At 52.0% G+C, this 13,549-nt stretch carries 13 protein-coding genes; 3 read left to right on the top strand and 10 right to left on the bottom strand.

Features of this window, described 5'->3' with window-relative positions; genetic code table 11:
* Window positions 1-257 precede the first annotated feature (257 nt).
* The 6 genes from JNC80_RS05780 to JNC80_RS05755 form a co-directional block, all read right to left on the bottom strand.
* Entirely contained in the window at window positions 258-2,102 is a 1,845-nt protein-coding gene (locus JNC80_RS05780; RefSeq protein WP_225688486.1) for a potassium transporter Kup, read from the bottom strand.
* A gap of 385 nt (window positions 2,103-2,487) precedes the next feature.
* Window positions 2,488-3,225, bottom strand: a complete 738-nt coding sequence (locus tag JNC80_RS05775) for a pyridoxine 5'-phosphate synthase (RefSeq protein WP_376709756.1) — start codon at window positions 3,223-3,225, stop codon at window positions 2,488-2,490.
* Window positions 3,226-3,249: 24 nt separating this feature from the next.
* On the bottom strand, window positions 3,250-4,377 hold the full coding sequence (locus tag JNC80_RS05770) for an ATP-dependent DNA helicase (protein ID WP_022711406.1): 1,128 nt from the start codon (window positions 4,375-4,377) through the stop codon (window positions 3,250-3,252).
* A 58-nt stretch (window positions 4,378-4,435) separates the two neighbouring features.
* The gene (locus JNC80_RS05765; RefSeq protein ID WP_376709755.1) at window positions 4,436-5,038 is read right to left on the bottom strand and encodes a LysE family translocator; all 603 of its coding nucleotides are present in this window, start codon (window positions 5,036-5,038) and stop codon (window positions 4,436-4,438) included.
* A gap of 86 nt (window positions 5,039-5,124) precedes the next feature.
* Window positions 5,125-5,697: an acetolactate synthase small subunit gene (gene ilvN / locus JNC80_RS05760; protein ID WP_022711404.1), complete on the bottom strand. Its 573-nt coding sequence runs from the start codon at window positions 5,695-5,697 to the stop codon at window positions 5,125-5,127.
* 22 nt (window positions 5,698-5,719) lie between these two features.
* Window positions 5,720-7,534, bottom strand: coding sequence for an acetolactate synthase 3 large subunit (locus JNC80_RS05755; protein WP_376709754.1), 1,815 nt, complete (start codon window positions 7,532-7,534; stop codon window positions 5,720-5,722).
* Between the two features lie 131 nt (window positions 7,535-7,665).
* On the opposite strand from JNC80_RS05755, the gene JNC80_RS05750 reads away from it, so the two are divergent.
* The gene (locus tag JNC80_RS05750; protein ID WP_151159895.1) at window positions 7,666-7,902 is read left to right on the top strand and encodes a hypothetical protein; all 237 of its coding nucleotides are present in this window, start codon (window positions 7,666-7,668) and stop codon (window positions 7,900-7,902) included.
* 110 nt (window positions 7,903-8,012) lie between these two features.
* Here the strand turns inward: JNC80_RS05750 and JNC80_RS05745 are convergent, their stop codons facing one another.
* Both JNC80_RS05745 and miaA read right to left on the bottom strand, forming a co-directional pair.
* Entirely contained in the window at window positions 8,013-8,765 is a 753-nt protein-coding gene (locus tag JNC80_RS05745; RefSeq protein WP_075656181.1) for a GGDEF domain-containing protein, read from the bottom strand.
* A 91-nt stretch (window positions 8,766-8,856) separates the two neighbouring features.
* Window positions 8,857-9,768, bottom strand: a complete 912-nt coding sequence (gene miaA, locus JNC80_RS05740) for a tRNA (adenosine(37)-N6)-dimethylallyltransferase MiaA (RefSeq protein WP_376709753.1) — start codon at window positions 9,766-9,768, stop codon at window positions 8,857-8,859.
* A gap of 37 nt (window positions 9,769-9,805) precedes the next feature.
* On the opposite strand from miaA, the gene serB reads away from it, so the two are divergent.
* Window positions 9,806-10,705 carry a phosphoserine phosphatase SerB gene (gene serB, locus JNC80_RS05735; protein ID WP_376709752.1) on the top strand — a complete coding sequence of 300 codons (900 nt, stop codon included), beginning with the start codon at window positions 9,806-9,808 and terminating at the stop codon, window positions 10,703-10,705.
* Window positions 10,702-11,280: a GNAT family N-acetyltransferase gene (locus JNC80_RS05730; protein ID WP_376709751.1), complete on the top strand. Its 579-nt coding sequence runs from the start codon at window positions 10,702-10,704 to the stop codon at window positions 11,278-11,280. The genes serB and JNC80_RS05730 overlap by 4 nt, the downstream gene beginning before the upstream one ends.
* Before the next feature lie 89 nt (window positions 11,281-11,369).
* Here the strand turns inward: JNC80_RS05730 and JNC80_RS05725 are convergent, their stop codons facing one another.
* Together JNC80_RS05725 and JNC80_RS05720 are read right to left on the bottom strand one after the other, a co-directional pair.
* Entirely contained in the window at window positions 11,370-12,872 is a 1,503-nt protein-coding gene (locus JNC80_RS05725) for a Do family serine endopeptidase (protein ID WP_221720577.1), read from the bottom strand.
* 474 nt (window positions 12,873-13,346) lie between these two features.
* Entirely contained in the window at window positions 13,347-13,544 is a 198-nt protein-coding gene (locus JNC80_RS05720) for a DUF2065 domain-containing protein (RefSeq protein ID WP_022711399.1), read from the bottom strand.
* Window positions 13,545-13,549: the final 5 nt, after the last annotated feature.

Below are 13,549 nucleotides of genomic sequence, written 5' to 3'. Positions count from 1 at the left end.
CGCTCCTTAATTCTTGTCTCAACAGCAGCCTGACGAGATTCTCATCATGCGTACCGTACGTTACGGTTCGGACTATGCCGCCAGTTTACCAACAATGCAAGAGGGATTTTATGCCGAAACAAATTTTATAGGCTATTTCCCCTGCCCGCTACAGACAGAGGAAATAATACAGCATTCTAAACACCGCAAAGGCCGGTTCATGCCCGAGGCCAATATTGCCATTTGCAACCATGTCCGGTGTCTTTTTGGCCAGACACTCAGAGATTAACCTGTGTACCGATTTCAACCACACGACCGGTCGGAATCTGGAAATATTCCGTGGCATCAGATGCGCTGCGGGCAAGCGTAATAAACAATTTCGCCTGCCAAAGCGGCATTGGTGAACGCGGAGAAATACGCAAGACGCGTCGCGACAGGAAGAATGACGTGGTCATAATGTCATATTTCCAGCCAAGCTTGCGGCAGATCCCCAGCGCACGCGGAATATTCGGCGACTGCATATAACCGAAAGTCAGTGTCACCTGCATAAACCGGTCGCTATATTGCGAGACGCGAGCACGGTCATCCTCATCCACCCAAGGGCGCGGTGCTGTCACAACGGTCAGGATCACATTGTTCTCGTGCAGAACCTTATAATGTTTGAGACTATGCATCAGCGCGGTCGGCACACTGGACGGATCACCGGTCAGGAACACCGCCGTGCCGGGCACGATAACCGGCTCCTTACGCGCCATCTGGCTGACAATAATATCCAGCGGCACTTCTGTTTTACGGGTTTTCTGGAACAGATGACGGCTGCCGCGCACCCATGTCCACATCACCAGCAGCACCAGCGCGGCCACAACAATTGACGCCCAGCCGCCCTGATGCACTTTGACCAGATTAGCACTGAAGAACATCAGATCAACAATGGCGAAACCGGCAATCGTCAGCACCACAACCGGCAGGCTCCATTTCCAGAGACGACGCATAACAAAGAACAGCAGGGTCGTTGTCACCAGCATATTACCGGTAACCGCGATACCATAGGCTGCCGCCAGATTTGTCGATTTCTGGAAGGTTACCACCAGCAGAACAACGGCAATACCAAGCAGCATATTAATGCGCGGCATATAAATCTGGCCGTGTAATGTTTCCGATGTATGCAGCACTTCAAGCCTTGGCAGAATATTCAGCTGCACAGCCTGCCGCGCCAGCGAATAAGTACCGGTCAGAACCGCCTGACTGGCAATAACCGTAGCAACAGTTGCCAGCAGCACCATCGGCAGCAGCGCCCAATGCGGCATCATCTGGAAAAACGGATTGCGCACTTCCTCACCGCCCGCAGCACTATGCGTCAGAATGAAAGCACCCTGCCCGAAATAATTCAGGATCAGGCTCGGAAACACGACCCACAGCCATGCCCGCACAATCGGCTTGCGGCCGAAATGACCGAGATCGGCATAAAGCGCCTCGGCACCGGTAACCGCCAGAAAGATCGCACCGATCGTGGCAAAGGACGTAGCCGGATTACCGCCAAGAAATGCAAAGGCGTAATAAGGATTAAGCCCCGCCAGAATGCCCGGATCATCAAAAATATGGATAAAGCCTGTGAGGCCAAGCGCCAGAAACCAGACCAGCATCACCGGCCCGAAAATACTCGCCATACGTCCTGTGCCGTGCTTCTGGACAAAAAACAGCACAACCAGAATAGTGATCGTAATCGGCACGACATAGGGCGTCATATCCGGCGCAACAATTTCCAGCCCCTCCACTGCGGAGAGCACAGAAATTGCCGGTGTAATCACCGCATCACCGAAGAACAGCGACGCACCGACAATACCGATGCCGAGAATAATATCCGGACGATTGGCAAAACTGGAGCGCACCAGCGCCATCAGCGAGAGAATACCACCTTCGCCGTTATTGTCCGCACGCAGCACAAACAACACATATTTCACGGTCACAATCAGCGCCAGCGACCAGACGATCAGAGAGATCACGCCAAGAATTTCAGTGCGCAGCAAATTGCCGTCGGTGATAGAAGCGTGCAGTGCTTCACGAAATGCATAAATCGGACTGGTGCCGATATCGCCATAGACGACGCCAAGCGCGCCCATCATTAAAAGCTTCAGATTTCCCGTATGATTATGAGGATCAAGAGTTTCCTCATCTGCGCTGACCGGCGCATCCTGATTGGCAATATCTTCACGCTGCGCCTGATTCATAAAATACCTTTTAAATACCTTTTGATGCAGAATGAGCACAGATAGCCGGATATGAAGACAAGAAAACAGGCTGATCCGGTGCTCAGTATAACCATGTTCCGGCCATAAAGAAAACTGCCGGAAAGGCCGTATATAAATGCTCAATTTTGCACAAAAACAATGTGCATCAATGCATAACTGCCCTGATGAGGCATCACAAATACGGATAGCTCATCAGGGCAGAAATTAAATAAAATCAAAATATTACAAGAGAAAACTGAATCAAAACACAAAAAGCATTTTAGCCGAGTGCTTTGATAAAACGCTGCACCGACTGGCGCATACCATATTCCAGTGCATCTGCTGTCAGGCCATGACCGATGGAAACTTCGCTCAGTGTCGGCATGACTTTGACCAGTGGAGGCAGATTGGCAACCGTCAGATCATGCCCCGCATTAATGCCTAACCCGAGTTCCGCAGCTTTCAACGCGGCCTTTTCCAGCAATGCCAGTTCATGCGCCTGCGTTTTAGGAACAGCATAAGCACCGCCATAAGGGCCGGTGAAAAATTCCACGCGGTCGGCACCGGTCTCTTTCGCAATCTCAAGACCATCCGGCGTCGGATCAGCAAACATTGAAACACGCATACCGCGTGCTTTCAGCCGCTTGGTCACTTCGCTCAGCATCACCTTATGTTTGGCAAAATCCCAGCCGTGATCCGAGGTATTCTGCGCCGGATCATCCGGCACCAGTGTCACCTGTTCCGGCTCGTGTTGTTCCACCAGAGCCAGAAACTCTTCAGACGGATAGCCTTCAATATTGAATTCAGCCTGAGGGAACTCATCATCAATCAATGCGCGGATGTCTGCCAGATCAGAAAAGCGGATATGACGCTGATCGGGGCGCGGATGCACGGTCAGGCCGGAAGCACCGGCATCAAGCGCAATACGTCCCAGACCGGTCACACTCGGCCAAGGCAGATCACGGCGGTTACGCAACATTGCCACCGCATTAAGATTAACCGACAGAGTTGCAACCATAATCCGAGCTCCCTGCTATATTTATTAGCGAACGATTGTTAGTTTTTCCGCCGCGCGGGTAATTGCCGTATAGAGCCAGCGTTCACGCGTATCGCGGAAAGCATAACTCTCATCAAACAACACCACATTATTCCACTGCGAACCCTGCGCTTTATGGGTGGTCAGCGCATAGCCATAGTCAAAATCATCAAAACGCTTTTTAGTCTGCCAAGGAATTTCCGCATCAGGATCTTCAAATTGCGCTTTCAGCAGCTTGATCTTGGCCACGCCGCGACCCGGCTCTTCATCCTCCGGTGCAATCAGCAAATTAATGCCGGGCTTCACGGTTTCCTTGGAGGATGTCATCACCTTCCAGAGCGAACCGTTGAGCAAACCTTTGGCCGGATCATTGCGCAGACAAACCAGCTTGTCACCGGATTGCGGATATTCTGCCGTAAAACCTTTGAGTTCACGCAGCCGCTGATTATAACGCTTACGGGTGCGATTGGTACCGACAAGCACCTGATCGGCATCCAGAACCAGTTCCTGATTAACTTCCGCCTTGCTGATAACGCGCGCAGCACCGTAATCGCCATAAGGGATTTCACGGCCTTCACGCACATCCAGTGCCAAACGGATAATCGGATTATCCTGAGCCTGACGGTGAATTTCTGTCAGCAGATAATCCGGCTCATGTTCGGTAAAGAAGCCGCCACCACTGATCGGCGGCAACTGACCAGGATCACCGAGCACCAAAATAGGTGTGCCGAATGTCATCAGATCGCGGCCAAGTTGCTCATCGACCATCGAACATTCATCGACAACGATCAGCGCAGCTTTGGCAACAGGGCTTTGACGGTTGAGCGAAAAGGTCGGCGAGATCGAGGTCTTGCCGGTTGTTTCATCCTCAATCGCTTCCTCACCTTTCGGACGATAGATCAGCGAATGCAGCGTGCGGGCATTGCTTGCGCCTTTAGAGCGCAAGACCTGTGCAGCCTTACCGGTAAAGGCCGCAAACTGCACCTCACCATCCACATGCTCGGCGAAATAGCGCGCAAGCGTCGTCTTACCCGTTCCCGCATAGCCAAAAAGGCGAAAAATCGGTGAACGGCCTTTAGCCAACCATTGCGCCACAGCCTGCAGCGCGTTGTCCTGTTCCGGTGAAAATTCCATTATGCCTCTGCCATCATGCCTTCCATTGACCGGATTCGTCCCGAAAGAGCAAGGTTTATCACTTCAGCATCGGCCACAGGCTGACCACCAGCAGAGCTGCCATCGTCAGATTGAACCATTTAAGCCGTACCGGATCTTCCAGCCATTGGCGCAGCAGACTGCCGAAAGCCGCCCATGACGACACGCTCGGCACATTAATCATAGCAAACACAACACCGATCAGCAGCACGGAAAGCGAATAGGCATCATGCACAGTATAACTTGCCATTGCTGTTACGGCCATCACCCATGCTTTTGGGTTCACCCATTGAAACAGCCAAGCCTGCATGAAACTCATCGGCTGTGCACTCTCATCATCGACACGACCGACAGACGTCGATGTGGCGATTTTATAGGCCAGATAGAGCATATAGGCACCACCGGCGAATTTCAGCCCCACATACAGCGCCGGCGCGGTTTCAAGCACAGCACCCAGACCATAGCCGACGCCAAGCAGAAGCGACAGAAAGCCGATGCCAATACCCAGCATATGCGGAATGGTACGGCGGAAACCGAAATTTACACCGGAAGCCAGCAACATCAGATTATTCGGCCCCGGTGTGATGGATGTCACAAAGGCAAACACCACCAAGGCCATAAAAACATCATAAGAAAGCAACATCTTGAAAACGCTCTCGTTGCAAAAAACAACACCGCTGCCTCAGACAGAGAACAGCGGTGCTGCTTTCAATCACTTATCAGAAAGAACTACATTCCTTCAGCGCCACGGATCATAGCAGCTACGCCGGTGCGGCAAACCTCAATCAGACCGAGCGGCTTCATAATCGCGATAAATTGATCGATCTTCGCGCCCTTACCGGTAATTTCAAAAATGAAATGCTCGACCGTTGCATCCACAACCTTGGCTTTGAAAGCATCAGCCAGACGCAGCATTTCTGCACGGTCATCACCTTTGCCAACCACTTTAATCAGCGCCAGTTCACGTTCAACCGGACGTTCATGACCAAGCTGCTGAGCATGATAGGTCAGATCAACCACGCGATGCACCGGAACGATACGTTCCAGCGAGTGACGGATCTGATCCAGAACATTGGCAGTGCCGCGTGTCACAATCGTAATACGCGACAGATGCTTTTCGTGCTCGGTTTCAGAAACCGTCAGGCTCTCAATATTGTAGCCACGGCCGGAAAACAGGCCGATAACACGGGCAAGAACACCCGGCTCGTTATCAACCAGTACCGATAGTGTATGTGTTTCGACTAGCTGGGTTTCTTCGGTCAGAAAGTAAGCTGAACCGGAAGCTGCATTTTGTGCGTTCATAATGAATATCCTTGTTCCGGTATTAGACGAGGTGACGGTCTTTAGCGTCGATAGCATTGGCAACAGCTTCATCCGTCGCTTCATCCGGCAACAGCATCTCATTATGCGCCTTGCCTGAAGGGATCATCGGGAAGCAGTTCGCCAGATTGGCAACGTGACAGTCAAAAATCACCGGACCGTCTGTTTCAATCATTTTGATGATTGCATCATCCAGCTCATCCGGCTTGGAGCAACGGATACCTGTGCCGCCATAGGCTTCAGCCAGTTTAACAAAGTCCGGCATCGCTTCTGTATAAGAATGCGACAGACGGTTACCATGCAACAGCTGCTGCCACTGGCGCACCATGCCCATATACTGGTTATTCAGAATGAAAATCTTGATCGGCGCATTATGCTGAATGGCCGCTGACATTTCCTGAATACACATCTGTACCGAAGCATCACCGGCAATATCAATCACCAGCGCATCCGGATGAGCAATCTGCACACCCAAAGCCGCAGGCAGACCATAGCCCATGGTGCCCAGACCGCCGGACGTCATCCAGTGATGCGGCTCCTCGAATTTCATGAACTGAGCAGCCCACATCTGGTGCTGTCCAACTTCTGTGGTGATATAGGTTTTGCGATCTTTAGTCAGTTCCTGCAGACGTTCCAGCGCATATTGCGGCATAATCACATCGCGGCTGTGCTTATAGGCCAGAGAATTGCGCGCACGCCATTTATTGATCTGCTGCCACCATGCGCTCATATCCTTGTTGTCAGGACGCTGGGCAGAGGCACGGTACTGACGCACCATATCTTCCAGAACATGGGCAACATCACCGATAATCGGCACATCAACGCGAACAGTCTTGTTAATCGACGACGGGTCGATATCAATGTGAATCTTCTTGGAATTCGGCGAGAAAGCATCAAGACGACCGGTGATACGGTCATCAAAACGCGCACCGATACACAGCATAACATCACATTCATGCATGGTCATATTGGCTTCGAATGTACCATGCATGCCGAGCATACCCAGCCAGTTCTTGCCCGAAGCCGGATAAGCACCCAGACCCATCAGGGTCGATGTGATCGGGAAATCTGTAATCTCAACCAGTTCACGCAGCAGTTTCGAGGCTTCAAGACCGGAATTGATAACACCGCCGCCGGAATAGATAACCGGCTTCTTCGCATTGGCCAGCAGTTCAACAGCAGTGCGGATAGCACTCTGATCACCGTTCAAAACCGGATTATAGCTGGTGCGCGGGCTGGTTGCCGGTGGCGTATACATGCCGGTGGCGAACTGGATGTTCTTCGGAATATCGATAACAACAGGACCCGGACGACCGGTACGCGCCACATGGAATGCCTCATGCAGAACGCGTGCCAGATCATTCACATCCTTAACCAGCCAGTTATGCTTGGTGCAAGGGCGGGTAATGCCGACAGTATCAGCTTCCTGAAACGCATCTGTACCAATGAGACTGGTCGGAACCTGACCGGTAATGCAAACCAGCGGAATGGAATCCATCAGCGCATCTTGCAAAGGTGTTACCGCATTGGTGGCACCCGGACCGGAGGTCACCAGCATAACACCGACTCTGCCGGTTGAGCGGGCATAGCCTTCAGCCGCATGGCCTGCGCCCTGCTCGTGACGCACAAGAATATGCTCGACTTTTTCCTGCTGAAACAACTCGTCATAGATCGGAAGTACCGCACCGCCCGGATAGCCGAAAATATGCTCAACGCCCTGATCGATCAGTGCCTGCACAACCATTTCCGCACCGGTCATTTCCCGTTTGCCGGTTTCGTTCTGCGCTGCGGCTGTGGTGCCACTTGTATCTGTACTCATTGTCTTTCGATGTCCCGTCTGCTGTTCCGGTGATTACTCCCTGATATCCACCGGAAGTCCCGTACTGTTTAGCTATATTCGTTGTGTGAAGATAATAAAAAAGGCCCCCTGAGGGAGCCTGTGTTTCGCGCATGGGAGCTTTCGCCGGATGGTTACACCATCCTGCCCATACGCTTACCCACCACGAGAATAATTTTCTTAGCCATAAGGGGAGATTAAACAGCTGTTTTTTTCACGTCAATGGCAAAAAACGTAATCTTGTTATTTTCTTTGCCGGTTCGGGCAGAAAAGCACCGCTTGATACCAAGCCTGCGTCCCTCATGAATCTAACAGACAAACAAGACCCGCAAGCCATTGAAAAATATTAGAGCATAATTCCTTAAACTTGGATCAGTTTAAGGTAAAATTATGCTCAAATTTTAAAATGTTAGAGCGACCTTTGTGTGCCAAGTCTGGTACACGGCGCTCTAAAGAAAAATCAGCGGCCGGTCATCTTCTGCAAAGCAACACGCGCCTTTTTATAAAGAGCCGGTGCTTTATCCTTACCATTCCATTCGGCAACCGCAGACACCGCATGAATAATATGGCTGTCATGCCCCATCCGCAATTCGCAGGCTTCCAGCTCTTTGCAGATTCTCGCAGCCATCCTCGAAGCATCCCCTTCCTGCAGATCCGGCACGATCAATGCAAACTCTCCATCGCCCATATGCGCCAGAACATCATGATAGCGGGTGCAGTTGCGGATACATAAAGCCGCTTCCATCAGCAAGCGGTCAGCAGTATCACGGCCACGCTGCTCGCACAGCAATTGCAGTTTCTCAATACCAATCAGCAAAACGGTAACAGGATGATTGATCTTGCCGAATTGCAGCAAATATTCGTGCAGAGCGGCATCGAAATAAGGACGGCTTTGCAGCCCCGTCAAAGGATCATTGAAGCTGATCTGATCCAAATCTTTGGAGTTGCGCGCAATCATCCATGTGATGATTTTCAGCTGGCCTTTGTTTTTGACCTGCATACGGATTTGCGGCAACAGCATCAGGCCACCGGCTGCCCCCGCAGCCACCAGCAACAGCAAGGCAATGCCCAAAGGCGTATCGGACAGGGAACCGGATTTATACGGCTCACCAAGATCATGCATCAGCCGATACTGCATAAACAGCATCAGGCCTGCGCCGCAGAGCAGCACAATCATGATGATGAAAAACAGTTCAGCCCGCAGATAACGCATGATCCCCCCGTTGACCCGTTGTATCACAACAACAGATTTAGGTGGGAGATTAAATCTTAAGTGTTTCACCTGCGTTAACAACAAAGCCTGCTCAGGCGAAGTAATCTTCTGCCCGTTCCAGCCGCCGCCAGTCATCACCAAACTGGTTACGGAACCATGTCATCTGCCGCTTGGCATATTGGCGCGTGGCAATCACTGACAGTTCCACCGCCTGTTCGCGCGTTATCTCACCCTTGAGCCAGCTTTCGATCTCGCGCACACCAATGGCTTTCATCACCGGCAGAGCCGCATCCGGCTGCAAAGCCAGCAAGGCCTCTACTTCCGCAACTGCATTGCCCTGCATCATCAGATCAAAGCGCTGAGCAATACGCTGACGCAGCCATGCCCTGTCCGGCATCAACACCAATTTCTCTGCGCTGTCGGGATCAATCAACGCCCTGCCTGTACTGTTTTGCCATTCAATGAGAGAGCGTCCGGTGCTGTCGACAACCTCCAGCGCACGGACAATGCGCTGACTGTCTCCCGCCTTCAGCCGTTCCGCCATTGCCGGATCGCGCTTTTGCAATTCCTCATGCAGAAGCGGCGCACCATCTTGCGCCATGCGGTTGCGCCAGTAATCGCGCACTTCGTCTTTCACCTGCGGCATATCCGAGAGGCCGCCGAGCAACGCTTTAAAATACAATCCGGTACCGCCGGTAAAGACTGCGACACGCCCCTGCAATTCAGGCTTTGCCAGCAGGGCTTCCACTTCCTGAAGCCAGCGGCCGGTGGAATAAAGTTGCAATGGCGAAACATGGCCGTAAAGATAATGCGGAACAATTTGCAGATCATCAGCTTGCGGGCGCGCTGTCAGCTGATCCAGCACATCATAAACCTGCATGGAATCACTATTTATGATATAGCCGCCGCAATCCCGTGCGAGACGCAGTGCCAATGCTGATTTACCGCTGGCAGTCGGCCCCGCGATCAGAATTGTCTTTTGCCTGTCTCTCTGCTCTACCACTCATCATTCTCCAAACGCACAAAGCGGAACCGGTATTATGTCCCAGCCAGCCTCACTTGTTGCCACACTGATCTGCAATCCTGCCAATCCGGTTCTGACACCTGAATTGGGGCATAAAGCCTGCGAGGCGGCTGATACGCAAGCCCTTTACTGGCTGGCAGATGGTATTGCCTGTGATCTGCCGCTGAAAACCGGCACAGATATCGCAGAAACAACGGCAAAAATCAGAGCCGCTCTGGACGGTGCCCCTGTGGATATTGTCATTCAGGAACAGGATACCCGCCGCAAAAAGCTGCTGATCGCGGATATGGATTCCACGATGATCCAGCAGGAGTGCATTGACGAACTGGCAGAAGAAGTCGGCCTGCGCGAACATATTGCCGGCATCACCGCCCGCGCAATGAATGGTGAAATCGCGTTTGAACCAGCCTTGCGTGAGCGCGTTGCTCTGCTCAAAGGCCTGCCGGTCAGCATTATCGATCAGGTGATTGCCAATCGCATTACCCTGACACCAGGCGGACGTGAGCTGATCGCGACGATGAAGAAACACGGTGCCTATACAGCACTGGTTTCCGGCGGTTTTACCAGCTTCACTTCCAAAATCGCTGCACAGCTCGGCTTTGATGAAAACCGCGCCAATATCCTGCTCGATGACGGCACGCATCTGACCGGTCTTGTTGAAGAACCGATCCTCGGCGCCGATGCCAAGAAGATCAGCCTTGATGATATCTGCGCTAAACTTGGCATTACCGAGCAGGAAGCGATGGCAGTGGGCGATGGTGCCAATGATCTGCCGATGATCCAACATGCTGGCAGCGGCGTAGCGCTCCATGCCAAGCCTGCTGTTGCAGCACAGGCGCGCATCCGCATTGACCATGGCGATCTGACTGCCCTGCTCTATATTCAGGGCTATCGAAAAACGGATTTTGTAATATGACCGCTATTATTGAAACGCCCCGCCTGATCCTGCGCAACTGGCAGGAAGATGACCGTGCATTTTTTCACGAGATCAATTCCGATCCGGTGGTGATGGAATTCTTCCCTGCCCTGCGCAGCCGTGAAGAATCCGATGCGCTGATGGATCGCGTCGTGGCCATGGTCAGGGAAGACAATTTTGGCTTTTACGCCGTGCAGGAAAAAGCAAGCGGTGATGTCGTCGGTTTCACCGGATTGATGAAAACTGATATCCCTCCATTTGTACCAAAGGGTGTGCTGGAAATCGGCTGGCGCTTAGCACAACGCTATTGGGGTAAAGGTTATGTCACCGAGGCAGCGCTTGCTTCTCTTGCCTATGCTTTTGATGAGCGCGGGCAGGATGAGGTTGTGTCCTTTGCCGTGCATAATAATCACCGCTCCACAGCTGTGATGAAGCGCATTGGCATGGTCAACAAGCCGGAACGCGATTTCGACCATCCGAAAGTGCCGGATACACATCCGCAACTAAAACGTCATGTGCTCTACACGATCAACAAAGAGCAATGGTTGAATCAGCATGGTAAGTCCGGCGTCTAATCCGTTCATCTGATTCAAGTTTTTACAAATAAAAAGGCCGGAGGATGCGCACATCCTCCGGCCTTTTTGCTACGATTTAAGTCCTGCGATCAATCAATACGCAGGGTTACAAAGCGCAGCTCACCGCTTGGCGCGGCCAGCATCAGCAATGCATTTTTACGTCCCTGCTGACGCAGTTTTTCGATTTTCTTTTGAATATCGGCAGGCGCTTTCACAACTTCCTGCGCGAATTCAACAATCACATCGCCCGCATTAACCCGCTTTTCTTCAGCGGCTGATTTGCCTTCAACAGCACTAATCACCACACCTTCCACATCGGCGGAAATTTCATACTGCTTGCGCTGCGCGTCATCCAGCTTGCCAAGTGTCATGCCGAGAACTTTTACTGTCTCAGCTTCTTTGGCTTTAGTGCTGTCCTTGGCGGCTGCAGCTTTATCCTTATTCTCATAATCCTCAAGACGGCCGAGTTTGATTTTAACAGTCTGCTCTTTGCCTTTACGCAGCACCAGAACGCTGACCTCTTTGCCCACCGGACTTTCAGCCACCACGCGCGGCAGGTCGCGGGCACTTTCCACATCCTTGCCGTCAAATTTCAGAATAATGTCGCCCGGCATCAGTTCTTTATTCTCAACACCGCTATTGGCAATCAGTCCGGCAACCAGCGCACCCTTAGGCTCACTCATGCCAAAGCTCTCAGCTACATCATCTGTTACCGGCTGAATGCGCACACCAAGCCAGCCACGGCGGGTTTCACCAAATTCTTCCAGCTGCTGGATCACAGAAACAGCCAGTTCGGACGGAATAGCAAAACCGATACCGATAGAGCCACCGGTCGGTGAAATAATCGCGGTATTAATGCCGATGACCTTGCCGTTCATATCAAACAGCGGGCCGCCGGAATTACCACGGTTAATCGCCGCATCGGTCTGAATGAAATTATCATAAGGTCCCGCCTGAATATCGCGGTTGCGGGCAGAAATAATACCGAGGGTCACAGTACCGCCAAGGCCGAACGGATTACCGATTGCCATCACCCAGTCACCGATCCGCGATTTTTCTGAATCGCCAAATCCGACTGCTGTTAGCTTATGCTTCGTCGGATCAACCTTCAGCAGCGCAATATCGGTTTTGGTATCCGTGCCGAGCAGTTCTGCTTTCAGCTTTTTACCATCGGTGAAATTCACCTCGATTTCATCAGCATCTGCAATGACGTGATTGTTGGTGACAACCAGCCCCTTCTCCGCATCGATCACAAAACCGGAGCCGAGCGACTGCATCTTGCGGGCAGCACTGCCACCGTCTTTCTGATTTTCTTCAGAGAAGAAATCGTCAAAAAACTCCTGAAACGGCGAGCCTTCCGGCAATTGCGGCGCAGGCTCGGCCTTTTCCTCTCCGTTTTCATCTTTCACGGTCTGGGATGTGGAAATATTGACAACAGAATCCAGCAAGCCCTGCGCCAGATCGGCAATAGAAGCAGGTCCCGCAGTGGCAGTTCCGGCAGCCAGTCCGAGCGGCGCCAGCTTGCCGGTAATGGCAGGCTGTGGTGCCTGCGGCGGGTTTGCAGCGGTCTGCTGCTGCGCCTGAGCTGTCATGGCGCCCAGCAGTACCGTGCTCACAGACAAGGCGGCAAGTGCGGTGCGCAGGGGAAATGAAACCGTGCTTTTATTCTGATTGCGAACCATCTGAAACTCCGCCTGTTTTGTTATTTAGATCGCCGTGCACCCGATCGGGCGCACAAAGGTCGTTCTAACTCTGATACTTACAACGGATTGCAAGCAAAATACGGCCAGAGCATGTCGCAGTTAAATGTCTTCATTTAATATCCGCAACATACACTCACCTGCAATCCGAAGCGCCTCTATGAGCTGCCTGAATGCAATACGCTCAGGTTTAAACCCATTATGCTCTGCTTTTAAAGTGTTAGAGCAACCTTTGTGCGCCCGATCGGGCACGCGGCGCTCTGAAGCACATTATCAGAAGTTTGAAGCCCAAGCAGTCGCTATGATTTAATGCTGCAAATTCTGAAAAAAAGAGGCGTATGAAATATCATACGCCTCTTTGTAATTTTATCCGGCAGATCCGCCTCTGACCAGCCATATCACCCCGACGCCAAGCGCCAGTGCAACAATACCTGCTATTCGCAGATAATTTTCCGGAGCTTCTGACACGTCTTTAGCCATACGTCTGGCAAAGTGCGGGAAGCCGCCATAGAGAAGCCCCTCTAAAACGAGGAGCAATCCTATGGCTGTAATCAGGTCACTCACAGCGG

This window comes from Pseudochrobactrum lubricantis (assembly GCF_041929865.1).
In the GTDB taxonomy this organism is placed as follows: Bacteria; Pseudomonadota; Alphaproteobacteria; order Rhizobiales; family Rhizobiaceae; genus Pseudochrobactrum; species Pseudochrobactrum saccharolyticum.
This window is presented reverse-complemented; position numbering and strand designations above follow the sequence as displayed.

Coding starts and splice junctions, on each gene's coding strand:
- JNC80_RS05780 (WP_225688486.1), bottom strand. CDS start 2,102: ATGATGGGCGCGCTTGGCGTCGTCTATGGCGATATCGGCACCAGTCCG.
- JNC80_RS05775 (WP_376709756.1), bottom strand. CDS start 3,225: ATGGTTGCAACTCTGTCGGTTAATCTTAATGCGGTGGCAATGTTGCGT.
- JNC80_RS05770 (WP_022711406.1), bottom strand. CDS start 4,377: ATGGAATTTTCACCGGAACAGGACAACGCGCTGCAGGCTGTGGCGCAA.
- JNC80_RS05765 (WP_376709755.1), bottom strand. CDS start 5,038: ATGTTGCTTTCTTATGATGTTTTTATGGCCTTGGTGGTGTTTGCCTTT.
- ilvN (WP_022711404.1), bottom strand. CDS start 5,697: ATGAACGCACAAAATGCAGCTTCCGGTTCAGCTTACTTTCTGACCGAA.
- JNC80_RS05755 (WP_376709754.1), bottom strand. CDS start 7,534: ATGAGTACAGATACAAGTGGCACCACAGCCGCAGCGCAGAACGAAACC.
- JNC80_RS05750 (WP_151159895.1), top strand. CDS start 7,666: ATGGGAGCTTTCGCCGGATGGTTACACCATCCTGCCCATACGCTTACC.
- JNC80_RS05745 (WP_075656181.1), bottom strand. CDS start 8,765: ATGCGTTATCTGCGGGCTGAACTGTTTTTCATCATCATGATTGTGCTG.
- serB (WP_376709752.1), top strand. CDS start 9,806: ATGTCCCAGCCAGCCTCACTTGTTGCCACACTGATCTGCAATCCTGCC.
- JNC80_RS05730 (WP_376709751.1), top strand. CDS start 10,702: ATGACCGCTATTATTGAAACGCCCCGCCTGATCCTGCGCAACTGGCAG.
- JNC80_RS05725 (WP_221720577.1), bottom strand. CDS start 12,872: ATGACAGCTCAGGCGCAGCAGCAGACCGCTGCAAACCCGCCGCAGGCA.